The organism is Rubrivivax rivuli, from assembly GCF_004016505.1.
GTDB lineage: Bacteria > Pseudomonadota > Gammaproteobacteria > Burkholderiales > Burkholderiaceae_C > Rubrivivax > Rubrivivax rivuli.
Map to the genome: position 1 here is coordinate 193,911 of NZ_SACR01000007.1, position 20,104 is coordinate 214,014.

Genomic DNA, 20,104 nt, shown 5'->3' on the forward strand with positions numbered 1-20,104 from the left:
CGCGGGGCACCCGTTTTCGGAGCAAAGATGATCTTCAGCAGCAAGGCCCTCGCACGCTGGCGCCCATCGGCCGGCCGCTGGGCCGCCATGGCCGCAGCGCTTTCGCTGGGGCTGCTCGCCGCCTGTGGTGGTGGCACCTCGCAGTACGACCCCTTCGTCCCCAAGCGGCTGCTGGTTTTCGGTGACGAGAACAGCTACCTCGACCCCAACGGACGCAGCTACAGCGTCAATGCCCTCGGCGAGAACGGCACTGCCAATTGCAACGGCAACCCGATCTGGGTGCAGCAGCTGGCCAGCGTCTACGGCTTCGTGTTCGCCGAGTGCAACCCGACCTTCGAGCCCGACACCCGAGCGCGCATGCTGGCCGTGCCGGGCTCCAAGGTCGCCGACGTGGTGGCCCAGGTCGAGGCGCAGGTGGCCGCAGGCGGCTTCCGCGACAAAGACCTGGCCACCGTGCTGGCGGGCCGCAACGACATCCTCGAGCTCTACGCACGTTTCCCGGCCCTGGCCGAGGACAGCCTCGTCGCCGAGGCCCGCGCGCGCGGGCAGCGCCTGGCGCAGGTGGTCAACCGCCTGGTCGACCTGGGCGCCAAGGTCATCGTCTCCGATGTGCCTGACCTTGGCGTCACGCCGTTCGCACGTGCCCAGAGCGCGCTGGCCGGCAACAGCGGACGTGCCGCCCTGCTCTCGCGGCTGACCACGGCCTTCAACGAGCAGCTGGGCACCAACGTGCTGCTGGACGGCCGTTTCGTCGGTCTGATGCAGTCTCAGCTGCGCTTCCAGTCCATCGACCGTTTCCCGCCGGCCTTCAACCTCAGCAACGTGACCGACGCGGTCTGCAGCGCGCCGCCGCCCACGTGCACCACGGCCACGCTCGTCACCGACGGTGTGCCCGGGGCCTACCTGTGGTCGGACGATCTGAACCTCGCGCCGGGCGGCCACTCGCAGCTGGCCTCTCTGGCGGTGGACCGGGCGCAGCGCAACCCCTTCTAGCGCCGGCCGCAGCGAGGCCCTGCGCCCGTGATCACGCCCGCCGCTGCCGATTGCATGCCGCTGCCTGCATCGCCGTCCTTGCTGCCCTGCGTGCTGGCGCTGGACACCGCCACCGAACGGCTCGCCGTCGCCTTGCAGGCCCCGGGCGGGCCCTGGCATCTCGATGCCGAAGGCGGCGCGGCGGCTTCGGCGACCCTCCTGCCCCAAGTGAAGAGCTTGCTGGCGCAAGCCGGGCTGGGCTGGCAGGGCCTGCAGCACATCGCCTACGGCCAGGGCCCCGGGGCCTTCACAGGGCTGCGCACAGCCTGTGCCGTGGCGCAGGGCCTGGCCTACGGCCTGCACTTGCGCTTGCTGCCTATCGACAGCCTGCTCATCGTGGCCGAGGACGCGCGTGGGCAGAGCGACGTGGTCGCTGATGAATCTTGGGCTGTGGCTGTGGCCATGGACGCCCGCATGGACGAGATCTACGGCGCGCTCTACCACTGGCAGGCTGGCTGCTGGCAGGTGCTGCGGGCGCCTGCGCTTTACACCTTGCCGGCGTGGCAGGCCGTTTGCCTGGCGCAGCCGGTGCAGGCGGTGGCAGGCTCGGCGTGGGCGGCCTTCGGCGAGCGCCTGCGCCGCCCCGAGGGCACCGACGCCTGGCTGCACGAGAGCAGCCGTGCGGCGGCGCTCCTGCGGCTGGCAGTGCAGGCGGCAGCGCGGGGCGAGGGCAGCGACCCCGCCGAGGCCCTGCCGCTGTACCTGCGAGACAAGGTGGCACAGACCACGGCCGAGCGCGAGGCGGTGCGCGCCGCCGCTGGCGTGCCGGCGCCATCGCCATGAGCGCCGTGCTGCAGCCCCGCCCGGCGTGCCGGCCGATGACGGTGCGCGACCTGGATGCCGTGGTCGCCATCGAGCAGCGCGCCTACAGCCACCCCTGGAGCCGCGGCAACTTCACCGATTCGCTCGCCGCCGGCTACCTGGCCGAGCTCTGGTTCGACGAAGCCGATGGCGAGGTGCTGGGCTACCTGGTGGCGATGGCGGGTGTGGACGAACTGCACCTGCTGAACATCACCGTCGTGCCTGAGCAGCAGGGCCGGGGCCTGGGTCGCCGGATGATGGCTTCGCTGCGTGCGCACGCCCTGGCCCAGCGGGCGGCCACGCTGTGGCTCGAAGTGCGTGCCAGCAACCTGCGCGCGCAGGCGCTTTACCGCGGCCTGGGCTACACGCAGGTGGGCCTGCGGCGCGGCTACTACCCGGCCGCCGTGCGCCGCGAAGACGCGGTGGTGATGAGCCTGGCGCTCTCGCCGCCCGCCGCTGACGGAGCCCCGCATGCCGTGGACTGAGCGCCAGCAGGCCCTGCTGCAGGCCATGGGGCTGCGGGTCTGGGCCGAGCCCGACCGCGAGCCCGCGGCAGAAGCCGGGTCGGTGCTGCCTCCTGCATCCGAGCCCGCGCCGCCGGCGGCCCCGGTGCCCGCCGCCCCACCCGCAAGGGCGCGCCCGGTGTCGAGCCCGCCAGCCCGTGCGGCTGCGCCGGCTGTGGCGTCGGCCCTGGCGGGGCTGGACTGGCCCGCCTTGCGCAGCGCCGTGGCCGGCTGCCAGGCCTGCAGCCTGTGCAGCAGCCGCACGCAAACGGTCTTCGGCGTCGGCCACCCGCAGGCGCACTGGATGGTGGTGGGCGAAGCGCCGGGCGAGAACGAAGACCTGCAGGGCGAGCCCTTCGTCGGCGCAGCCGGCCAGTTGCTCGACCGCATGCTGGCCGCGCTGCAGCTCTCGCGCGCGGCCGACGGCCCGCCCGAGCGCAGCGTCTACATCGCCAACACGCTGAAGTGCCGTCCGCCGCGCAACCGCAACCCCAGCGCGGAAGAACTGGCGCAGTGCGAGCCTTTCCTGGTGCGGCAGATCGAGCTGCTGCAGCCCCGCATCATCCTGGCGATGGGCCGCTTCGCGGTGCAGACGCTCCTGCGCAGCGACGAGCCCATCGGCCGCCTGCGCGGCCGTGTGCACCGCTACCAGGGCGTGCCGCTGGTGGTGACCTACCACCCCGCCTACCTGCTGCGCAGCCTGCCCGAGAAGGCCAAGGCCTGGGACGATCTCTGCCTGGCGGCAGAGACCGTCGAGGGCAGCGCCGCCGTCTAGCGCTTCTTCGTGGGCCTTGTCCAGCCGGCCAGGGTGGCTTGCTTCGCGCGCGCCACGGTCAGCTGCCCGGCAGGAGCATCCTTCGCGATGGTGCTGCCACCGCCGATGGTGGCGCCGTCGCCCAGCGTCACCGGCGCGATGAGCACGCAGTTGCTGCCCACGTGCACGTCGTTGCCGATCACGGTGCGGTGCTTGTTCGCGCCGTCGTAGTTGGCGGTGATGGCGCCGGCGCCGTAGTTCACGCGCTCGCCCACCGTGGCATCACCCAGGTAGGCCAGGTGGTTGGCCTTGGCGCCGCGCGCCATGGTGCTGTTTTTCACCTCGACGAAGTTGCCGATGTGCACCTCGTCGGCGAGCTCCGCACCGGGCCGCAGCCGGGCGAAGGGGCCGATGAGTGCGCCCGCGCCCACCACCGCGCCTTCGATGTGGCTGAAGGGGTGCACCACGGTGCCGGCGCCGATACGCGCGTTGCGCAGCACGCAGTTCGCGCCGATCTGCACGTCGTCGCCCAGCTCGACCTCGCCTTCGAAGACGGCGTTGATGTCGATCTGCACGTCGCGCCCGCAGCGCAGCGTGCCGCGCACGTCCAGGCGCGCCGGGTCGGCCAGGCGCACGCCTTGCTCCATCAGCGCGTGGGCGTGGCGGCGCTGCAGCACACGCTCCAGCTCGGCGAGCTGCAGCGCGTCGTTGATGCCGGCCACCTCGGCCTCGTCGGCCACCACCTGCGCCTGCACCGGCACGCCTTCGGCCACGGCCATGGCCACCACGTCGGTGAGGTAGTACTCCTGCTGGGCGTTGTCGTTCTTCAGCGCGGCCACCCAGCGCTTCAGCAGGGCGGTGGGCGCGGCCATGATGCCGCTGTAGACCTCACGAATAGCGCGCTCTTCGGGCGTGGCGTCCTTGTATTCGACGATGCGCTGCACGCCGCCACGCGCGTCACGCACGATGCGCCCGTAGCGCGCCGGGTCTTGCGGCTGGAAGCTGAGCAGCGCCAACTGCTCGCCAGCGCAGGCCTGCACCAGGGCCTGCACGGTATCGGGGCGGATCAAGGGCACGTCGCCGTACAGGATGAGGGTGACGGCCTGCGCGTCGTCCAGCGCCGGCGCGGCCATCTGCACCGCGTGGCCCGTGCCCAGTTGCGGCATCTGGCGCACGAAGACGGCGCCACTGGCGGCCACGGCTGTTTCCACCTCGTCGGCGCCGTGGCCCGTCACCACCACGGTCCGATCGGCACCCACGCCAGCAGCGGCGTTCAGAACATGCTGCAATAGGCTGGTGCCCCCCAGGCGGTGCAGCACCTTGGGCAAGGCCGACTTCATGCGGGTGCCCTTGCCCGCGGCCATGATCACGACGTTGAGTGCCATGCGTCCATCTCGCAACAAAACGCTGATTATCGGTGTGCTGGTGCTGCTGCTCGGCTTGCTGGGCGGTTGCAGCAGCGTGCGCCTGGCCTACGGCAACGGCGCCCAGCTCGCGTGGTGGTGGGTGGACGGCTATGTCGACTTCAGCCGCGAGCAGGCGCCGCGCGTGAAGCAGGGGCTGCAGGACTTCTTCGCCTGGCACCGCAGCACGCAGCTCCCCAGCTTCGTGGCGCTGCTCGGCAACGCGCAGGCCGAGGTGCTGTCCCCCACCACGGCGGACCAAGCCTGCCGCTGGCAGGCGCAGGGGCGCGAGGTGCTGGAACCGACGCTGCAGCGCCTGCTGCGCCTGGCTGCCGAGCAGAGCGCCGGCCTGGGCGAGGCGCAGTTCCGCCACCTGGCCGAACGCTACGCCAAGGGCATGGACGAGATGCGCGACGACTTCCTGCAGCCCGACCTGGCCGAGCGGCAGGAAAAGTCGGTGGAGCGGGCGATCGAACGCGCCGAACGCCTGTACGGCCGCCTGGCCGAGCCGCAGCGGCGCGTCATCCGCGAGGGTGTGGCGGCTTCGCCCTTCGACCCCGCGCTGTGGCTGCAGGAGCGGGAACGCCGCCAGCGCGAGGTGCTGGCCACCTTGCGCCGGCTGGCGGCCGAGAAGGCCGACGCCGACCAGCGCCTGGCGGCGATGCGCGCGCTGCTGGCCCACACCGAGACCTCGCCCGACCCCTTGTACCGCGCCTACCAGCAGCGCCTGGGGGCCTACAACTGCGCCTTCGCGGCGCGGCTGCACAACGCCACCACGCCAGCGCAGCGCCAGCGTGCGCTGGAAACGATCAAGGGCTGGGAAGAAGACCTGCGTTCGCTGGCCGCACCGTCGGGCTGAGCTTCAAGCCGCGGCGTCGATGCGCAGCGACAGGTCGACCGCGCGCACGTCCTTCGTGAGCTTGCCGATGGAGATGCGGTCCACGCCGGTCTTCGCGATGTCGCGGATGCTGTCGAGGTCGACCCCACCCGAAACCTCCAGCACCGCCGGCCGCGGGCTGGCGGCGTTCAGCGCGTAAGCCGCGTGCATGTCGGCGAGGCTGAAGTCATCCAGCAGCACGTTCTGCGCGCCGCAGGCCAGGGCCTCGCGCAGTTCAGCCAGGCTTTCCACCTCGATCTGCACCGACACGCAGCTGTTCAGCGCAAACGCCGCCTGCAGGGCCGGCGCAATGCCGCCGGCCGCGGCGATGTGGTTCTCCTTGATGAGGATGCCGTCCCACAGCGCCAGACGCTGGTTCTGGCCACCACCCACGCGCACCGCGTACTTCTGCGCTTGGCGCAGGCCGGGCTGGGTCTTGCGCGTGTCCAGCACGGCACAGCCGCGCGGGTTGGGGCTGAGGCCGGCAATGGCCTCCACGTACTGGCGGGTGCTGCTGGCCACGGCCGAGAGCATCTGCAGGAAGTTCAGCGCCGAGCGTTCGGCGCTCAGCAGTGCGCGCGCGTCGGCCTCGATGCGGCAGACCTCGGTGCCGGCGGCCACCGCGGCGCCTTCGGCCACGTGCCAGGTGAGCTGGGCGCTGGCGTCCAGCGCGCGCACGCAGGCTTCGAACCAGGGCTGGCCGCAGAGCACCGCGGCCTCTTTGGCCACCACGCGGCCGGTGGCGCGGCGGCCGGCAGGCACCAACATCGCCGTCCAGTCGCCGCGGCCGATGTCTTCGGCCAGCGCATCGCGCACGTTGCGCGCCAGCGCGCGCTCCAGGTTTTCGTTCTCGTCAAACATCGTTGTTCAGGGCAGGTCTCGGTCAGGGGCGTGATCATCGCCCCGCGTGGCCGCCGGCCCGTGCAGGCTGCGCAGCGCCACGCGCAGGAAGCGCATCTGCTCGTCGACGTTGCGGCAAGACTGGCACATCACCAGGTGCAGGCGCATGCGGGCGCGGTCGGTCGTGGGCAGGTGGCGGTCTTGCCCGTCACTCAGCAGGCGCGAGACCTTGTGGCAATCGAAGCTGAGTTTCATCGCTGCCCCGCGAACCAGTGCCGCTCGAGACAATCGCGCAGCTGCATGCGCGCGCGGTAGAGGATGACGCCGCAGTTGTTGGCACTGATGCCCAGTTCCTGGCAGATCTCGTCCACCTCCTGCTCCAGCCATTCGCGCATCATGAACACACGGCCCGTGCGCGGCGGCAGCTTGTCCACGCAGGCCTGCAACTGCTCGAAGAACTGCCGCTGCTCCAGCGAGCTCTCGGGCTGCTGCCAGGCGGCCGGCGGGTCCTTCCAATGGCCATCCTTCTGGAACAGCGCTTCCAGGGCTTCATCGAGGCTCTGGTCGTCCTGCACTTCCACGTGCACCTCGCGGCCGCGCTTGCGCAACACGTCGATGACCTTGAACTTGAGGATGCCGGTGGCATAGGTGCGCAGCGAGCTGCGGCCTTCGAAGTTCTCGGGCTTCTCCAGGATGGCCAGCAGGGTTTCGCTCACCACGTCCTCGGCCAGGCTGTCGTGGCGAAGCTGCATCTGGGCGAAGCGCAGCAGGTAGGGGTGCAGCGCCGCGAGTTCGGATTCGATGGACATGGGCGGGAGTGTTATCGAAGTCTGTCGGCGCAGGCCGCCAAAGTTGTCAGCGGCAGCGCGAAAAAAACTTGCCTGCCCAGGCCGACATGGCGACGCGACCTGCGCGACGAAGCCGCTCCCACCGCCACCGGAGACCTCCATGCACAAAGTCGCCCTCGTCATCTACAGCCAGCTCGAAGGCAGTGGCCGCTCGGCCATCTACCGCCAGATGATGTTCGCCCAGGAGCTGCAGCGCGCCGGCGACGACGTCTGCATCGTCTTCGATGGCGCGGGCAGCGTGGCCGCAGCGGCGTTGGCCGATCCGGGCAATCCGCTGCATCCGCTGTTCGAGAGCGTGCGCGCGCAGGTGCGCGGCGTGTGCCGCTACTGCGCCAAGAGCTACGGCGTGCTGGAGGCCATCGAGGCAGCGGCCCTGCCGCTGCTGGGCGACGATCGCGGCCATGCCAGCCTGCGCGCCCTGCTGAACGAAGGGCGCCAGATCGTCACCGTCTGAGGCACCGGGGCCCGCCCAGCCCTCATCCCCAGCGGGTGTCGGCGTTCTCCAGCAGGGTGTCGACGATCTGCAGGAACTGCGCCACGTCCAGCGGCTTCGTCACGTAATGGGCGGCGCCGGCTGTCAGCGCCTGCGCGGCGGCGTGCGTGGTCGCGTCGGCCGACACCACCACCACCGGGATGTGCGCAACGTTGTCGTCCTGCTTCAGGTGGCGCAGCAGTTCCTGGCCGCTGATGTCGGGCAGCTGCATGTCCAGCAGGATCAGGTCGGGCTGCTCGGCGCGGATGGCGGCCAGGCCGTCCAGGCCCAGCTGCGAGGTCTGCAGCCGGATCTGCGTGCGCTGCGCCAGCACCCCGCGCATGACCTCGATGTTGGTCTCGTTGTCTTCGACGTAGTGCACCAGGCGCTGCTGGTAGGGCGCGGGCAAGGTGTCGCTGTAGGCAGGGCGCGGTGTCTCGTCGGCATCGGCGGCCGGCAGCCTGAGCGTGAACACCGAACCCCGGCCGGCTTCGCTGCTGGCCGTCAGGGTGCCCCCCATCAGCTCGGCCAGGCGCCGGCTGATCACCAGGCCGATGCCCGTGCCCTCGATGCCGCTGCCTTCACGCCCGAGGCGGTTGTAGGGCTGGAAGAGGGCGCCAAGCTGCTCGGCCGTCATGCCCAGGCCGGTGTCGGCGACGGCCAGCTCCACCATGTCGCCACCCGGCAAGGTCAGGCGCTGTGCGGTGATGCTGACGGTGCCGCCGTCGGCGTTGTATTTCACGGCGTTGGACAGCAGGTTCGTCAGCACCTGGCGCAGCCGCATCGGGTCGGCCAGCACGGCGCGGGCGCCGGGGTCGAGCGCATGGCCGAGGCGGATGCCGCGCTGGGCCGCGGGCGTGGCCACCATCGCGCTGCAGGCCGTCACCAGGGGCTCGAGCGCCAGCGGGGCGAGCTGCAGCTTCACCGCACCGCTTTCGATGCGGGCCAGGTCCAGCGTTTCGTTGATCATCTCCAGCAGGTGCCAGCCAGCCCGCTGGATCTGCTGCGTCCACTCGCGCTGGTGTTCGGCCAGGCCGTGCTCGCGGTCCAGGCCCAGCAGCTGCGCGAAGCCGATCATCGCGTTCAGCGGCGTGCGCAGTTCGTGGCTCATGCGCGAGAGGAATTCGCTCTTGGCACGGTTGGCCGCTTCGGCGCGCTGCAGCGCGTTCTCGCTGGCCAGCAGGCGCAGGTGTTCGGTGATGTCCTCCACCACGCCCACCATGCGCAGCAGGCGACCGTCAGGCCCGCGCAAGGCGTTGGCGATCACGCGCACCTGCAGTTCGCCGCCGCCGGCTTTCTGCAGCCGCACGGGTTCGACCACCTGCGAGCTCTGGCCCTCGAACAGCGTGCGCCGCAGCGCGATCAGGCGCGGTATGTCGTCGGCGTGCACCATCGCGGCCACCGCCACGCCCCGCATCGCTGCGGGGGGCTGGCCCACCATCGCCGCGAAGCGCGCGTTGCCTTCGATCACGAGTCCCTGCGGGTCGAGGAAGATCACGCCCAGCGGCACATGGTCGAGGATGCTGCGCAGCCTTTCCTCGCTCTCGCGCAGCGCAGCCTCGGCAGCAGCCCGTTCACGGATCTCGCGGCGCAGTTCGGAGGTGCCGGCCTGCACCGCACGTTCGGTGCGCCGGGTGTGGCCCGTCACGGTGAGCAGCAGGGCCCCCAGCAGCGAGGCCGCGGCCAGGCCGCCCATCGACAGCAGCCAGGCGGCGGCATGCTCGGAGCCTGACCCGCCAGGGGCGGGTTCGATCTGCAGTTCCAGCGTGCGCCCGCCGAGCGCCAGCGTCCGCCGCGTCATCGGCCGGTCGCTGCTGGGCACCGCCGCCTCGCAGCCGCTGGCGCCAGCCAGGCGCGGCCGCGCCACGCCCGGTGTGGTGTCCACCAGGCACCAGCGCAGTGGCGTGCGCGCGGCTGCGGCCAGGCCGGCCATGGCCTGCTCGGTGGAGACGGTGACGAACACCACACCGCTGAAGTTGGCTCGGCGCTCGGCCTCGCTGCCGCTGGGGCCGCGGAACAGCGCGTGGTACAGCACGACGCCGGTCTCGTCGCCCTCGGCCTGCGTGAGGCGAAAGCCGCCGGTGGCCGCAGGCGCGTTGCCCCGCAGGCTGGCCTGCAGTGCCTGCCGCGCCGCGGGGATGGACAGCACGTTCACGCCCAGCGCGGTGCGGTTGCTGGCCAGGGGCGCGATGCGCCGCAGCACCACCACCTCGCCGTCGGCAGCCCGGGCCTGTCCGGTGTCGCGGTCGAAGACGCGGAAGGTGGGGCCCAGGTCACGCCGCGCTGCCATTTCGTAGGCGGCCAGGTCCGCGAGCTTGACCCGTTCGCTGTAGCCCAGCGCACGCAGGGGCGAACTGCGCTGCTGTATCCACCAGTCTGCGGCGTTCGTGAGTGCGGCATCGTCCAGCCTGCCCTGCACGAGCGCGGCGCTGTGCAGGGCCTGCAGCGCGTAGACCGGCACGGCCAGCCTGGCCTCGGCGGTGGCCACCAGGCGGTCGGCATCGCGTTCGAAAGCCACCAGGTTCCGCTGGCGGTCGAGTTCGGACAGCTCGTACATCGCGGCCGCCAGCAGCGCCACAGCCGCCAGTGTCGGCACGGCCAGGGTGCGTGCACGGGGGCGCCAGTCTTCGCGCGGGCGACCGATGAGCGTGAGCGCCAGCGGCGCGCCGATCAGCACCCCGAAGGCATCGCCCACCCACCAGGTGCCCCAGGTCGTGGCCGCAGCGGCCAGCGGCATTTCACCCAGCAGCACCAGGGCAGTGGTGGCGATGCTGGCGCTCACGCAGCTGCCCACGAGTGCGCCCAGCAGCGAGAAGCGCAGGATGTCGCGCGGCGCATCCAGCACCAGGGGCTGGCTGACGTGGCGGCGCACCAGCGCCGCCGCAGCCGCAGCCTGCAGCGTGGCGCCCACCGAGATCACCAGCGGCAGCACCAGGCTGGCCACACCCGGGGCACCACGCAGGCTGGCCAGGCCGCCATTGACGGCCAGTGCACCGAGCATCACACCCAGCAGCGCCACGCGGCCATGCATCAGCACCGCGGCCAGCGCGATGCCGGCGGCAGGGTAGAGCGGCGAAGCGTAGCTCGGCGGCCCCGCCAGCATCAGCGCCAGCCCGCCGGCCAGGGCATAGGCGATGAAGGTGCCCAGCACCACGGCCGGGCCGGCCGCAGTTTCGAGCGGGGCTGCGACGGAAGCCGTCGCGGGGGCTGCTGCAGCGGGCGGGGCAGGGTGGCGGTCGGCCATGGGCCCCACTCTAAGCCGGCGCGGCCGGCCCTGTCCCTTCAACGTGGATGTCAGACGTTGAACAGGAAGTTCATCACGTCACCGTCCTTGACGACGTACTCCTTGCCCTCGGCGCGCATCTTGCCGGCGTCCTTGGCGCCCTGCTCGCCCTTGAAGGCGATGAAGTCGTCGAAGGCGATGGTCTGCGCGCGGATGAAGCCGCGCTCGAAGTCGGTGTGGATCACGCCGGCCGCCTGCGGCGCGGTGTCGCCGATGTGGATGGTCCAGGCGCGCACTTCCTTCACGCCGGCGGTGAAGTAGGTCTGCAGACCCAGCAACTTGAAGGCGGCGCGGATCAGGCGGTTCAGGCCGGGCTCGTCCTGCCCCATTTCCTGCAGGAACAGCGCGCGGTCTTCGTCCTCCATGTCGGCGAGTTCGGCCTCTGTCTTGGCGCAGATGGCCACCACGGGCGCGTTCTGCTTGGCCGCGAACTCGCGCAGGCGGTCGAGGAAGGGGTTGTTCTCGAAGCCGGTCTCGCTGACGTTGCCCACGAACATCGCCGGCTTGGCCGTGATCAGGCACAAGGGCTTCAGGATGACCAGCTCTTCCTTGCTGAAGGCGATGCTGCGCACGGGCTGCGCCTGGTCCAGCGCGGCCTGGCACTTCTCCAGCACCTTCACCAGCGCGGCGGCTTCCTTGTCGTTGCCGCTGCGCGCGGCCTTCAAGTAGCGGTGCAGGCTCTTTTCCACCGTGGACAGGTCGGCCAGGCAGAGCTCGGTCTGGATGACCTCGATGTCGGCGATGGGGTCCACGCGGCCGGCCACGTGGATGACGTTCTCGTCTTCGAAGCAGCGCACCACGTTGACGATGGCATCTGTTTCGCGGATGTGACTGAGGAACTGGTTGCCCAGGCCTTCACCCTTGCTGGCCCCGGCCACCAGGCCCGCGATGTCGACGAACTCGACGATGGCCGGCACGATCTTCTCGGGCTTGACGATGGCCGACAGCGCGGCCAGGCGCGGGTCGGGCAGTTCCACCACGCCGACGTTGGGCTCGATGGTGCAGAAGGGGTAGTTCTCGGCCGCGATGCCGGCTTTCGTCAGCGCGTTGAAGAGGGTCGACTTGCCGACGTTGGGCAGGCCGACGATGCCGCACTTGAGGCTCATGGGGGGGCTTTCTGGATCAGCGGGTAACCGACGATTTTCCTACACTGCGGCGATGAGCACCCCACCTGCCTCCACGCGCCTGTCGCTGCCCGCGCACAGCAAAGACCTCGGCGGCGGTTTCACCGTTCGCCGCTACCTGCCGGCGGCAGCGCGGCAGTCGGTGGGCCCCTTCCTGTTTTTCGACCACTTCGGCCCCGTGCAGGCCGGCCCCGACGACAACCACGACGTGCGCGCCCACCCGCACATCGGCCTGGCCACCGTGACCTACCTCTTCGAGGGTGCGATGCAGCACCGCGATTCACTGGGCGTGGTGCAGCGCATCGAGCCCGGCGCCATCAACTGGATGACGGCCGGCCGCGGCATCGTGCACAGCGAGCGCACGCCCGAGGATCTGCGCGGCGTGGCGCGCCGCAGCCACGGCCTGCAGCTGTGGGTGGCCCTGCCGGCTGAAGACGAGGAAATGGCACCGGCCTTCGCCCACACGCCGGCGGCCAACATCCCGGCGCTGGAGGTCGGCGGCGCCCGCCTGCGCGTGCTGGTGGGCGAGGCTTTCGGGGCCGTGTCGCCGGTGGCGGTGCGCTCGCCCACGCTCTACCTCGACATCGAAATGTCCGCTGGCGATGCCTTCCCGCTGCCTCTGGCCGAAGAGCGTGCGCTCTACGTCATCGAAGGCAGCGTGCACGTCGACGGCGAGGTCTTGCCGACAGGCCGGCTGCTGGTGCTGGCCCCGGGCGAAGAGCCCATGCTCGGTGCCGAGGGCGAAGCGCGTGTGGTGATGATCGGCGGCGCGCCGCTGGGCCACCGCCACATGTGGTGGAACTTCGTCTCGTCGCGCAAAGAGCGCATCGTGCAGGCCGCCGACGACTGGGCGGCCGGGCGCATGACGATGGTGCCGGGCGAGGCCGAGTTCATCCCGCTGCCCGAACACCGGCCGGGCTGAGGGCCCGCGCGCTCAGTCGAACTTGTAGCGCGCACTCACCGCCTGGCCCACGCGCAGCGTGTGCTCCAGGCCCTGCACGATGACGGCGTTCATGCCGAAGGTGATGGCGCCGTTCAGGCGCGGGTCGCTGCGGTAGCCGGCCAGCGTGCGGCCGGGCTCGGTGCCGGTCTCGGCCGTGGCGGGGTCGACGTTGGGGATGCTGCAGCGCGAGCAGGGCTTGACGAAACGCAGCGTCACCGCGCCCTCGGCGGTGCTGATGTCGATCTCGTCGAGGTGGTCTTCGTCCCAGGGCTGCAGGCCCGCCAGCACGAGGTTGGGGCGGAAGCGCTGCATCGTCACCGGCGCATGGCCCTGGGCCTGCAGGCGGCCGTTCAGCTCGTCCAGCGAAGCCTGGTTGGCCACCAGCAGCGGATAGCCGTCGGCGAACTGGTTCTCGGCCTGCAGGGCGCCCGTCCATTTCGGGTCGGAGAGGCGCTTTTCCTCGGGGTCGAAGCGCGCCAGGCGCAGCTTCTGGCCGAGGAAATCGCTGAACCACTGGGCCGCCAGCCCGCCCATGTCGTAGGCCTTGACCACGTCGTCCCACACGCGCACGCGGGTGGGGGCTTCCACGGTGTCGAAGCGCAGGTGCAGCGCCAGCATGCCGGGCGCGCGCAGCACGATGTCGCTGCCGCGCAGCGTGGGCTGGATCAGCGCCATGCGGGGCAGCTCGCGCTGGGTGAGCATCTCGCCGTGTTCGTCCACCACCATCCAGGCGCGGTCGAACTCCAGGCCGGTTTCGGCCAGCAGGGCTTCGTTCAGCGCGATGCCGCCGCAGCTCTTGATCGGGTGCAGGGCCAGCGCGGCGATGCGCAGGGCGGTCAGGTCGGTGCTCATGGGTGTTCTCGGCGGGCGGCAGGGGCTCTGGTGGCGCGGCATTGTGCCGGCAGGCCGCTGCCTACAATCCTTGGATGCAAAAGCAGGAGCAAGCCGCCTACGACGTGCTGGTGCGCGGCACCGGGGCCGTGGGCCTGTGCACGGCGCTGGCCTTGTCGCGCCAGGGCTTGCGCGTGGCGCTGCTGGGCGCATTGGCCGAGCCGGCCGAGGGCGATGTGCGCGCCTACGCGCTGAACGCCGCCTCGGTGCAACTGCTGCAGACGCTGCGCGTGTGGGACGCCCTGCCGGCCGATGCCCGAACCGCCGTGCACGAGATGCACGTGCAGGGCGACGCTCCCGGCGCCGCCATCGATTTCTCGGCCTGGCAGCAGGCGCTGCCCGAGCTGGCCTGGATCGTCGACACCGCCGAGCTTGAACGCGCTTTGCGCGCCGCCGTGCGCTTCGCCCCGCACATCACGCCGGTGGCGGCCGAGGTGCCGGCCGCGCTGCAGGTGCTGGCCGAAGGCAAGGCCTCGGCCGCGCGTGCGGCCCTGGGCGTGAAGATGCCGCGCCAGCTCTACGGCCAGCGCGCCATCGCCGCGCGGCTGCTGTCCGACCGGCCGCATGCCGGCCTCGCGCGGCAGTGGTTCCGCAGCCCTGACGTGCTGGCGCTGCTGCCCATGGACCGGCCGTTGCTCGAAGGCCGCACCGGCCACGGCCTGGCCCTGGTGTGGTCGCTGCCCGATGCGCTGAGCGACGCCCACATGGCGCTGGACGATGCCGCCTTCACCACGCTGCTCAACGACGCCACGGCCGGTGCCGCCGGCACGCTGCAGCTGGCCGGCCCGCGCGCGCAGTGGCCGCTGATGCTGGCGCAGGCCGAGCAGTTCAGTGGCCCGGGCTGGGTGCTGGTGGGCGATGCCGCGCACGTGGTGCACCCGCTGGCCGGCCAGGGCCTGAACCTGGGCCTGGGCGACGTGCTGGCGCTGGCCGAGGTGCTGGCCGCTCGCGAGGCCTGGCGGCCGCTGGGTGACGAGCGCCTGCTGGCCCGTTATGCCCGCGCCCGCCTGGGGCCGGTGCGCGCGATGGCGCAGGTCACCGACGGCCTGCTGCACCTCTTCGCGAGCGAGCAGCCCGCGCTCAAGCTGCTGCGCAACCAGGGCCTCACGCTCGCCAACCGCCTCACGCCGCTCAAGCGCCTGCTCACCGGCCGCGCGCTGGGTGCCTGAACTCCTGCCGCTCGCCACCCCTGATCCGCCTCCCAGCCCCCGCCATGAACCTGCGTTTCCGCCCCTTCCTCGCGATCCTGCTGCTCGCCCTGGCGGGCACGGCCTGCTCGCAGAACGACGCCGCCGTGCAAGCCACCATCCGGAAGGCACTGAGCGAGCGCCTGCCCAACCTGCCCAAGATCGACGAGATCACGCGCTCGCCGGTGGAAGGGCTGTGGGAGGTGCGCTACGGCGGCACCGAGATCATCTACAGCGATGCCAAGGGCGACTTCGTCTTCGCCAACGGCTCGCTGGTGGACACCAAGACGCGCACCGACCTGACGCAGGCGCGCATCGAGAAGCTGCTGGCCATCGACTGGGCGCAGATGCCGCTGAAGGACGCCATCGCCATCAAGCAGGGCACCGGCGCGCGGAAGATGGCCGTGTTCGTCGATCCGAACTGCGGCTACTGCAAGCGTTTCGAGCGCGACCTCACGACGGTGAAGGACGTGACGATCTACACCTTCCTGCTGCCCATCCTGGGTGCCGACTCGATGGCGAAATCGCGCGACATCCTCTGCGCGAAAGACCCCGCGGTGGCCTGGCGCGCGTGGATGCTGGACGGCGTGCTGCCCGCCAAGGCCGTGAATTGCGACACCAGCGCCATCGAGCGCACGCTGGAGTTCGGTACCAAGCAGCGCGTCAACGGCACCCCGGCGGTGTTCTTCACCGACGGCACGCGCCGGCCGGGCGCGATCTCGGCCGACTCGGTGGAGCGCCTGCTCACCGCCGCCGCGGCGAAGAAGTGAAGGCCCCATGAACGCCGCCACCCTCGCCCCCGCGCCGCAAGACCTGCCCGTGCAAGCACGGCGCCTGGGCGCTGCCGGGCTCATTCCCTTCGTCGTCGGCGCCTTGCTGGTGTGGCTGGTGCGTGATCCGGAAGCCCATGGCTTCGTCGCCGCGGCGCTCTCGGCCTATGCGGCGCTGATCCTCAGCTTCCTCGGCGGCATCCACTGGGGCCTGGCCTTTCGCCATGAGCAGCCTCCCACGGCACTGCTGGTCTGGGGTGTGGTGCCCTCGCTCGTGGCCTGGCCGGCGGTGCTGATGCCGGCGTGGTCGGGCCTGGTCATCCACGGCGCCCTGCTGCTGGTGTGTTACGCGGTCGACCGGCGCCTGTACCCCGCCGAGGGCGTGGCGCGCTGGCTCACGCTGCGCTTCCGCCTCAGCGCCGTGGCTGCGCTGTGCTGCTTCATCGGCGCGGCCGGCACCTGAAGGCGCGGCGCGCGGGCCGGCTGGTGGCGCTGGGCGCCGCCGTGCTGGGCGTGCACCTGTGGCTGGTGGCCACGTACGGGCCCTCGCGCCTGGGCGAAGGCGCTGCCGATGGCGGGCTGGCGCGTTTCGAAGTGGCCTTCGTGAACGAGTTGCAGCCCGCTGTGCCCCCGGCCGGTGCAGCGAGGCCGGCCACGCCCGAACCCCGGTCGCTGGTGCGCCCAGCGCCTGCCCCTGCCGCGGCAGCCTCCGCGCCGGCGGCCGCGGCCTCGGCGCCTGCCAGCCCCGCAGCCCCCGAACCGGCGCCCAGCCTGGCTGGCGAGCCCCTGGCCCCCGCCATCGTTGCACCGTCGATCGTGGCACTGCCTCCCGTGGCCGCCTTCATCGGGCCGGTGGCATCGGCGCCCACGCCCGTGGCCACGGCAGCTTCCGCGCCCGCGCAGCCAGCCTTCGAATGGCCACCTTCCACACGGCTGAGCTACCGCCTCACCGGCCATGCCCGCGGGCCGGTGGAGGGCCAGGCGCGCGTGGAGTGGCTGCGCCAGGGCAGCCGCTACCAGGTGGTGATGGAAGCCAGCGTCGGCCCCGCCTTCGCCCCCTTGATGACGCGCCGCGAAACCAGCGAGGGCGAAATCACGCCCGAAGGCCTCAGCCCGCGCCACTACGAGATGGAGATGAAGGTGGTGCTGCGCCCGGCGCGACGCACCCGCATCGAGATGGGCGCCGACACGGTGCGTCTGCCCGCTGGCGAGACCTTGCCGCGGCCTGCCGGGTTGCAGGACGCCGTGAGCCAGTTCGTGCACATGACCTGGCTGTTCACGCTGCAGCCGGCCCTGCTGACGCCGGGCCACAGCATCGACATGCCGCTGGCGCTGCCGCGCCGCGTGGAGCCGTGGACCTACGACGTGGTGGGCACCGAGACGCTGTACACCGAAGCCGGCGTGCTGGAGGCCGTGCACGTGCGCCCGCGCCGGCCCGCGCGGCCCGGCGATTTCACGGCCGAGATGTGGGTAGCCCCGAGCCTGCAGAACCTGCCGGTTCGCATCAAGGTGCGGCAGGACAGCGAGAACTGGATCGACCTGGCGCTGGAACGCCTGCCGCAGCAGGCAGCGCCCGCAACGCGCCCGGGTTCCTGAGCGGCCCTGGGCGCTGGCTCAGACCTGCGCGAAGCGCGCGGCGTAAGCCTCGGCGGCGGCCCGGCCCCGCATGTTGGCCACGGTCTGCGCGGCCTGGGCGATGAGCGGGCGCAGTTCGTCGGTGTTGCGGGCCTTCTCCATGCGCAGGGCCACGGTCTCGGCGGCCGGGCCGGCGAGGTCGTTCAGCGCACGGACGGCCTCGCGGCGCAGCTTCTCGAAATCCGCCGCGGGCGAGGGCGGCGGCGGTGCGGGCTGCGCCGGCACGGTGGCGGGCGTGGGGGCGGCCGCGGCCGATTCGCCGCTGGCTTCGATGAAGCCCTGGCTCGTCAGTTCGGCCAGCGCGGCCTCGGCCTGCTGTGGCATCAGGGCCTCGAGCGCGGCGAGGTCGCGTTTGCCGTCGACCATGATCAACAGCGCCCGCAGCCGCGGGGAGAGGCGGTGCGCGCGGGTCTCGATCTCGGCCAGGCCCTTGGCTGTCTTGCGGAAGCGTGTTGGCATGCGGAGCCGCAGGCAGGCCTGCGACGGCTGGAGTGAAGCCGCGCAGCTTACCTTGCCCTTACGAGTGCAACGTGTAAGCGACTGAGAATGTGGGGCTCCGGGCGCCCAGTTTCCGTTGCGCGCGACCCGGCCTCCCCCTTCGGTCTTGTTCAAACCCCTGGAGCCCAGAGATGGCAGACGCCCTGATCCTCACCTCACTGCTCGGCGAAGCCGATCGCCGGGTCGGCCTGATCACGCTGAACCGTCCCAAGCAGTACAACGCCCTCAACGACGAACTGATGGACCAGCTGGGCGCGGCCTTGCTGGCTTTCGACGCCGACGACGGCGTGGGCTGCATCGTCATCACCGGCAACGAGAAGGCTTTCGCGGCCGGCGCCGACATCGGCGTGATGGCCACCAAGACCTTCGTCGAGGCGCAGCGCCAGCAGTTCGTCACGCGCAACTGGGAGACCATCCGCCGCGTGCGCAAGCCCGTCATCGCCGCCGTGGCCGGTTTTGCGCTGGGCGGTGGCTGTGAACTGGCGATGATGTGCGACTTCATCATCGCGGCCGAGACGGCCAAGTTCGGCCAGCCTGAGATCAAGCTCGGCACCATCCCGGGTGCGGGCGGCACGCAGCGCCTGCCGCGCGCCGTGGGCAAGAGCAAGGCCATGGACCTGGTGCTCACCGGCCGCATGATGGACGCCGCCGAGGCCGAGCGCGCCGGGCTCGTGAGCCGCGTGGTGCCGGCAGACAAGCTGCTGGCCGAGGCGCAGGCCGCAGGCGAGGTGATCTGTGCCCTCGGCGCGGCCAGCGTGGCGCTGGCGAAGGACTGTGTCAACCGCGCTTTCGAGAGCGGCCTGGCCGACGGCGTGGCCTACGAGCGGCAGGTCTTCCACAGCCTCTTCGGAACCCCAGACCAGATCGAGGGCATGGCTGCCTTCATGGCCAAGCGCCCGCCCGTCTTCCAGCGCGGCTGACGCCGCTCCGGCAGGGCCCCGCGCCCCGCTCGCGTGTCACTGTCGCCGCGTGATCATTCCGATTACTGAAACGTTGCGTTCGCAGACTGCTGGTTTGTCTTCCTAGGGTAAGTATCTACAGTTCATTCCCAAGGACGACCCCGGTACTGCATCCACCGAAGCCGGTCCCACAACCCTTTCGGATGCTTTCAAGGAATGATCATGCGCAAGCTCCAATACTTCGTGTACCCCGCCGTCGCCGCCTTCGCCCTCGCTTCGGCCACCCTCGCGCACGCCGCCGGCGAAGGCGCGGACTTCGACTTCATCAGCAGCGGACAAACGCACGCCCTGCCTGCCGCTGTCACTGGCAAAGCTGCTTCCGCCACCACCGTGGTTGCCGAAGCCGCCCGCCCGGCCGGCGTGAAGCTGCTCAAGCCCGTGATCATCCGTGGCGAGCGCCTGCCCGCGGTGGACACCGCCAGCAACGACTACAACCCCGCCGCGCAAGCCCGGTCGCTGCGCACCCGCGCCGAGGTGATGGCCGAAGTGCGTGCCGGCAACCGCAACACGCCCTTCCTGCCCAACGTGGGTGGCGAGCCGGTCGGCCCCTTCTTCTACGCCAGCCTGGTGGAAGCCGAGAAGGCGCAGCCGGTGGTGGTGGTGGCCGAGCGCAGCGCCAGCAGCAAGCAGTAAGCCCTTCGGCTTCGGCCGATGCATTGCAGCGGGCCCAGGGCCCGCTGCGGCTTTTCAGGCTGGCCTTCTCAGGGCACCAGCCAGCGCGCGCCAGTGGCGTCGAAGCGGGCGCGCCGGTGCCCGTCGCGGTGCAGTTCCAGCCAGTCGGTGGACTGCACCTGCGCCAGCAGCAGCGCAAAGTGGCCGCGCTCGACGGCGCCGGGGGCTCTGGAAGGTGCCGCCGGCGCGTCGAGCGCTGCACCCGGCGCCAGCGGCGACAGGTAGTCCTGCGCGGCGGGCGACAGCTTCAGCCGCGCCCAGCGCGAGCTGACGGCCAGGCCTTCCGTCTGGGCCTGCAGCCGCACGCGCAGCCGCAGCTGCCAGCCCAGGCGCTTGGACCAGAACACCAGCGTGCCCACCGGGTGCGCCTGCAGCTGCGCCAGCTTGGCCGCGCGGGCGTCGCTGAACAGGACCAAGGTGGACGCCGCCGCATCCACTTCGCGCAGCACGACGGTGCGCGCGTCGGCGGCCTGGCCGTCCTCGTCCACCGTGGCCAGCACGGGCGTGCGCCACTCGTGGTGCTTGTCGTGCGGAGCGCGCGTGAGCTCCTGCCACAGGGCCGTCTGCACGGCGCCGAGTTCGGTGGGGCGCCGTGGGTCGTCCAAGGCCGTG

Annotated in this window: 22 protein-coding genes; 13 read left to right on the forward strand and 9 right to left on the reverse strand. The window is 71.3% G+C overall.

What is annotated here, in order from left to right:
* Nucleotides 1–27 precede the first annotated feature (27 nt).
* Genes EOE66_RS20910 through EOE66_RS20925 form a run of 4 tightly spaced genes read left to right on the forward strand, consistent with a single transcriptional unit; the run spans nt 28 to nt 3,111 of the window.
* Nucleotides 28–993, forward strand: coding sequence for an SGNH/GDSL hydrolase family protein (locus EOE66_RS20910; RefSeq protein ID WP_128230685.1), 966 nt, complete (start codon nt 28–30; stop codon nt 991–993).
* 27 nt (nt 994–1,020) lie between these two features.
* A complete protein-coding gene (gene tsaB, locus EOE66_RS20915) occupies nt 1,021–1,815 on the forward strand; it encodes a tRNA (adenosine(37)-N6)-threonylcarbamoyltransferase complex dimerization subunit type 1 TsaB (protein ID WP_310733116.1) in 795 nt (264 codons plus the stop codon).
* Nucleotides 1,812–2,318 (forward strand): ribosomal protein S18-alanine N-acetyltransferase, encoded by a 507-nt coding sequence (gene rimI / locus EOE66_RS20920; protein ID WP_128230686.1) that lies wholly within the window; start codon nt 1,812–1,814, stop codon nt 2,316–2,318. Before tsaB ends, rimI begins: the two co-directional genes overlap by 4 nt.
* Entirely contained in the window at nt 2,305–3,111 is an 807-nt protein-coding gene (locus EOE66_RS20925; RefSeq protein WP_128230687.1) for a uracil-DNA glycosylase, read from the forward strand. The genes rimI and EOE66_RS20925 overlap by 14 nt, the downstream gene beginning before the upstream one ends.
* Here EOE66_RS20925 and glmU read toward each other — a convergent pair.
* Entirely contained in the window at nt 3,108–4,475 is a 1,368-nt protein-coding gene (glmU, locus tag EOE66_RS20930) for a bifunctional UDP-N-acetylglucosamine diphosphorylase/glucosamine-1-phosphate N-acetyltransferase GlmU (protein WP_128230688.1), read from the reverse strand. The genes EOE66_RS20925 and glmU overlap by 4 nt on opposite strands.
* Between glmU and EOE66_RS20935 the strand changes: the two genes are divergently transcribed.
* The gene (locus tag EOE66_RS20935) at nt 4,474–5,352 is read left to right on the forward strand and encodes a DUF6279 family lipoprotein (RefSeq protein WP_128230689.1); all 879 of its coding nucleotides are present in this window, start codon (nt 4,474–4,476) and stop codon (nt 5,350–5,352) included. The genes glmU and EOE66_RS20935 overlap by 2 nt on opposite strands.
* Nucleotides 5,353–5,355: 3 nt before the next feature.
* Here the strand turns inward: EOE66_RS20935 and nadC are convergent, their stop codons facing one another.
* From nadC to EOE66_RS20950, 3 genes are read right to left on the reverse strand one after another with little or no spacing between them, the layout of a single operon-like run.
* Nucleotides 5,356–6,231 (reverse strand): carboxylating nicotinate-nucleotide diphosphorylase, encoded by an 876-nt coding sequence (gene nadC / locus EOE66_RS20940; protein WP_128230690.1) that lies wholly within the window; start codon nt 6,229–6,231, stop codon nt 5,356–5,358.
* A gap of 6 nt (nt 6,232–6,237) precedes the next feature.
* On the reverse strand, nt 6,238–6,465 hold the full coding sequence (locus EOE66_RS20945; RefSeq protein ID WP_128230691.1) for a zf-HC2 domain-containing protein: 228 nt from the start codon (nt 6,463–6,465) through the stop codon (nt 6,238–6,240).
* Complete coding sequence (locus tag EOE66_RS20950; protein ID WP_128230692.1) at nt 6,462–7,019, reverse strand: sigma-70 family RNA polymerase sigma factor; 558 nt, start codon at nt 7,017–7,019, stop codon at nt 6,462–6,464. The genes EOE66_RS20945 and EOE66_RS20950 overlap by 4 nt, the downstream gene beginning before the upstream one ends.
* A gap of 139 nt (nt 7,020–7,158) precedes the next feature.
* Here EOE66_RS20950 and EOE66_RS20955 point away from each other — a divergent pair, with 139 nt between their 5' ends.
* Nucleotides 7,159–7,512 carry a DsrE family protein gene (locus tag EOE66_RS20955; RefSeq protein ID WP_164885206.1) on the forward strand — a complete coding sequence of 118 codons (354 nt, stop codon included), beginning with the start codon at nt 7,159–7,161 and terminating at the stop codon, nt 7,510–7,512.
* Nucleotides 7,513–7,534: 22 nt separating this feature from the next.
* On the opposite strand, the gene EOE66_RS20960 is transcribed toward EOE66_RS20955, so the two are convergent.
* Nucleotides 7,535–10,774: an ATP-binding protein gene (locus EOE66_RS20960; RefSeq protein ID WP_128230694.1), complete on the reverse strand. Its 3,240-nt coding sequence runs from the start codon at nt 10,772–10,774 to the stop codon at nt 7,535–7,537.
* Between the two features lie 50 nt (nt 10,775–10,824).
* On the reverse strand, nt 10,825–11,919 hold the full coding sequence (gene ychF, locus EOE66_RS20965; RefSeq protein WP_128230695.1) for a redox-regulated ATPase YchF: 1,095 nt from the start codon (nt 11,917–11,919) through the stop codon (nt 10,825–10,827).
* Between the two features lie 52 nt (nt 11,920–11,971).
* Between ychF and EOE66_RS20970 the strand changes: the two genes are divergently transcribed.
* The gene (locus EOE66_RS20970; protein WP_128230696.1) at nt 11,972–12,859 is read left to right on the forward strand and encodes a pirin family protein; all 888 of its coding nucleotides are present in this window, start codon (nt 11,972–11,974) and stop codon (nt 12,857–12,859) included.
* 12 nt (nt 12,860–12,871) lie between these two features.
* Here EOE66_RS20970 and EOE66_RS20975 read toward each other — a convergent pair whose 3' ends face one another.
* Nucleotides 12,872–13,732 (reverse strand): MOSC domain-containing protein, encoded by an 861-nt coding sequence (locus EOE66_RS20975; protein WP_128230697.1) that lies wholly within the window; start codon nt 13,730–13,732, stop codon nt 12,872–12,874.
* Nucleotides 13,733–13,806: 74 nt separating this feature from the next.
* On the opposite strand from EOE66_RS20975, the gene EOE66_RS20980 reads away from it, so the two are divergent.
* From EOE66_RS20980 to EOE66_RS20995, 4 genes are read left to right on the forward strand one after another with little or no spacing between them, the layout of a single operon-like run.
* Entirely contained in the window at nt 13,807–14,940 is a 1,134-nt protein-coding gene (locus EOE66_RS20980) for an FAD-dependent monooxygenase (RefSeq protein WP_128230698.1), read from the forward strand.
* Between the two features lie 44 nt (nt 14,941–14,984).
* On the forward strand, nt 14,985–15,728 hold the full coding sequence (locus EOE66_RS20985; RefSeq protein ID WP_128230699.1) for a DsbC family protein: 744 nt from the start codon (nt 14,985–14,987) through the stop codon (nt 15,726–15,728).
* A gap of 7 nt (nt 15,729–15,735) precedes the next feature.
* Nucleotides 15,736–16,191, forward strand: a complete 456-nt coding sequence (locus EOE66_RS20990; protein WP_128230700.1) for a DUF3429 domain-containing protein — start codon at nt 15,736–15,738, stop codon at nt 16,189–16,191.
* Complete coding sequence (locus tag EOE66_RS20995) at nt 16,161–17,324, forward strand: DUF3108 domain-containing protein (protein ID WP_128230701.1); 1,164 nt, start codon at nt 16,161–16,163, stop codon at nt 17,322–17,324. The genes EOE66_RS20990 and EOE66_RS20995 overlap by 31 nt, the downstream gene beginning before the upstream one ends.
* Before the next feature lie 18 nt (nt 17,325–17,342).
* On the opposite strand, the gene EOE66_RS21000 is transcribed toward EOE66_RS20995, so the two are convergent.
* Nucleotides 17,343–17,822, reverse strand: coding sequence for a hypothetical protein (locus EOE66_RS21000; protein ID WP_128230702.1), 480 nt, complete (start codon nt 17,820–17,822; stop codon nt 17,343–17,345).
* Nucleotides 17,823–17,992: 170 nt separating this feature from the next.
* Here EOE66_RS21000 and EOE66_RS21005 point away from each other — a divergent pair, with 170 nt between their 5' ends.
* Nucleotides 17,993–18,781 (forward strand): enoyl-CoA hydratase, encoded by a 789-nt coding sequence (locus EOE66_RS21005; protein ID WP_128230703.1) that lies wholly within the window; start codon nt 17,993–17,995, stop codon nt 18,779–18,781.
* A 201-nt stretch (nt 18,782–18,982) separates the two neighbouring features.
* Entirely contained in the window at nt 18,983–19,453 is a 471-nt protein-coding gene (locus EOE66_RS21010) for a hypothetical protein (RefSeq protein WP_128230704.1), read from the forward strand.
* A 68-nt stretch (nt 19,454–19,521) separates the two neighbouring features.
* Here the strand turns inward: EOE66_RS21010 and EOE66_RS21015 are convergent, their stop codons facing one another.
* Complete coding sequence (locus tag EOE66_RS21015) at nt 19,522–20,097, reverse strand: pyridoxamine 5'-phosphate oxidase family protein (protein ID WP_128230705.1); 576 nt, start codon at nt 20,095–20,097, stop codon at nt 19,522–19,524.
* Nucleotides 20,098–20,104: the final 7 nt, after the last annotated feature.

Excerpts from the sequence above, each read along its gene's own strand:
- EOE66_RS20910 (WP_128230685.1), top strand. The coding sequence starts at position 28 with ATGATCTTCAGCAGCAAGGCCCTCGCACGCTGGCGCCCATCGGCCGGC.
- EOE66_RS20935 (WP_128230689.1), top strand. The coding sequence starts at position 4,474 with ATGCGTCCATCTCGCAACAAAACGCTGATTATCGGTGTGCTGGTGCTG.
- EOE66_RS20990 (WP_128230700.1), top strand. The coding sequence starts at position 15,736 with ATGAACGCCGCCACCCTCGCCCCCGCGCCGCAAGACCTGCCCGTGCAA.
- EOE66_RS20970 (WP_128230696.1), top strand. The coding sequence starts at position 11,972 with ATGAGCACCCCACCTGCCTCCACGCGCCTGTCGCTGCCCGCGCACAGC.
- rimI (WP_128230686.1), top strand. The coding sequence starts at position 1,812 with ATGAGCGCCGTGCTGCAGCCCCGCCCGGCGTGCCGGCCGATGACGGTG.
- EOE66_RS20985 (WP_128230699.1), top strand. The coding sequence starts at position 14,985 with ATGAACCTGCGTTTCCGCCCCTTCCTCGCGATCCTGCTGCTCGCCCTG.
- EOE66_RS21010 (WP_128230704.1), top strand. The coding sequence starts at position 18,983 with ATGCGCAAGCTCCAATACTTCGTGTACCCCGCCGTCGCCGCCTTCGCC.
- nadC (WP_128230690.1), bottom strand. The coding sequence starts at position 6,231 with ATGTTTGACGAGAACGAAAACCTGGAGCGCGCGCTGGCGCGCAACGTG.
- ychF (WP_128230695.1), bottom strand. The coding sequence starts at position 11,919 with ATGAGCCTCAAGTGCGGCATCGTCGGCCTGCCCAACGTCGGCAAGTCG.
- EOE66_RS20950 (WP_128230692.1), bottom strand. The coding sequence starts at position 7,019 with ATGTCCATCGAATCCGAACTCGCGGCGCTGCACCCCTACCTGCTGCGC.
- EOE66_RS20925 (WP_128230687.1), top strand. The coding sequence starts at position 2,305 with ATGCCGTGGACTGAGCGCCAGCAGGCCCTGCTGCAGGCCATGGGGCTG.
- EOE66_RS20945 (WP_128230691.1), bottom strand. The coding sequence starts at position 6,465 with ATGAAACTCAGCTTCGATTGCCACAAGGTCTCGCGCCTGCTGAGTGAC.
- EOE66_RS20960 (WP_128230694.1), bottom strand. The coding sequence starts at position 10,774 with ATGGCCGACCGCCACCCTGCCCCGCCCGCTGCAGCAGCCCCCGCGACG.
- EOE66_RS21000 (WP_128230702.1), bottom strand. The coding sequence starts at position 17,822 with ATGCCAACACGCTTCCGCAAGACAGCCAAGGGCCTGGCCGAGATCGAG.
- EOE66_RS20955 (WP_164885206.1), top strand. The coding sequence starts at position 7,159 with ATGCACAAAGTCGCCCTCGTCATCTACAGCCAGCTCGAAGGCAGTGGC.
- EOE66_RS21005 (WP_128230703.1), top strand. The coding sequence starts at position 17,993 with ATGGCAGACGCCCTGATCCTCACCTCACTGCTCGGCGAAGCCGATCGC.
- EOE66_RS20980 (WP_128230698.1), top strand. The coding sequence starts at position 13,807 with ATGCAAAAGCAGGAGCAAGCCGCCTACGACGTGCTGGTGCGCGGCACC.
- EOE66_RS20975 (WP_128230697.1), bottom strand. The coding sequence starts at position 13,732 with ATGAGCACCGACCTGACCGCCCTGCGCATCGCCGCGCTGGCCCTGCAC.
- glmU (WP_128230688.1), bottom strand. The coding sequence starts at position 4,475 with ATGGCACTCAACGTCGTGATCATGGCCGCGGGCAAGGGCACCCGCATG.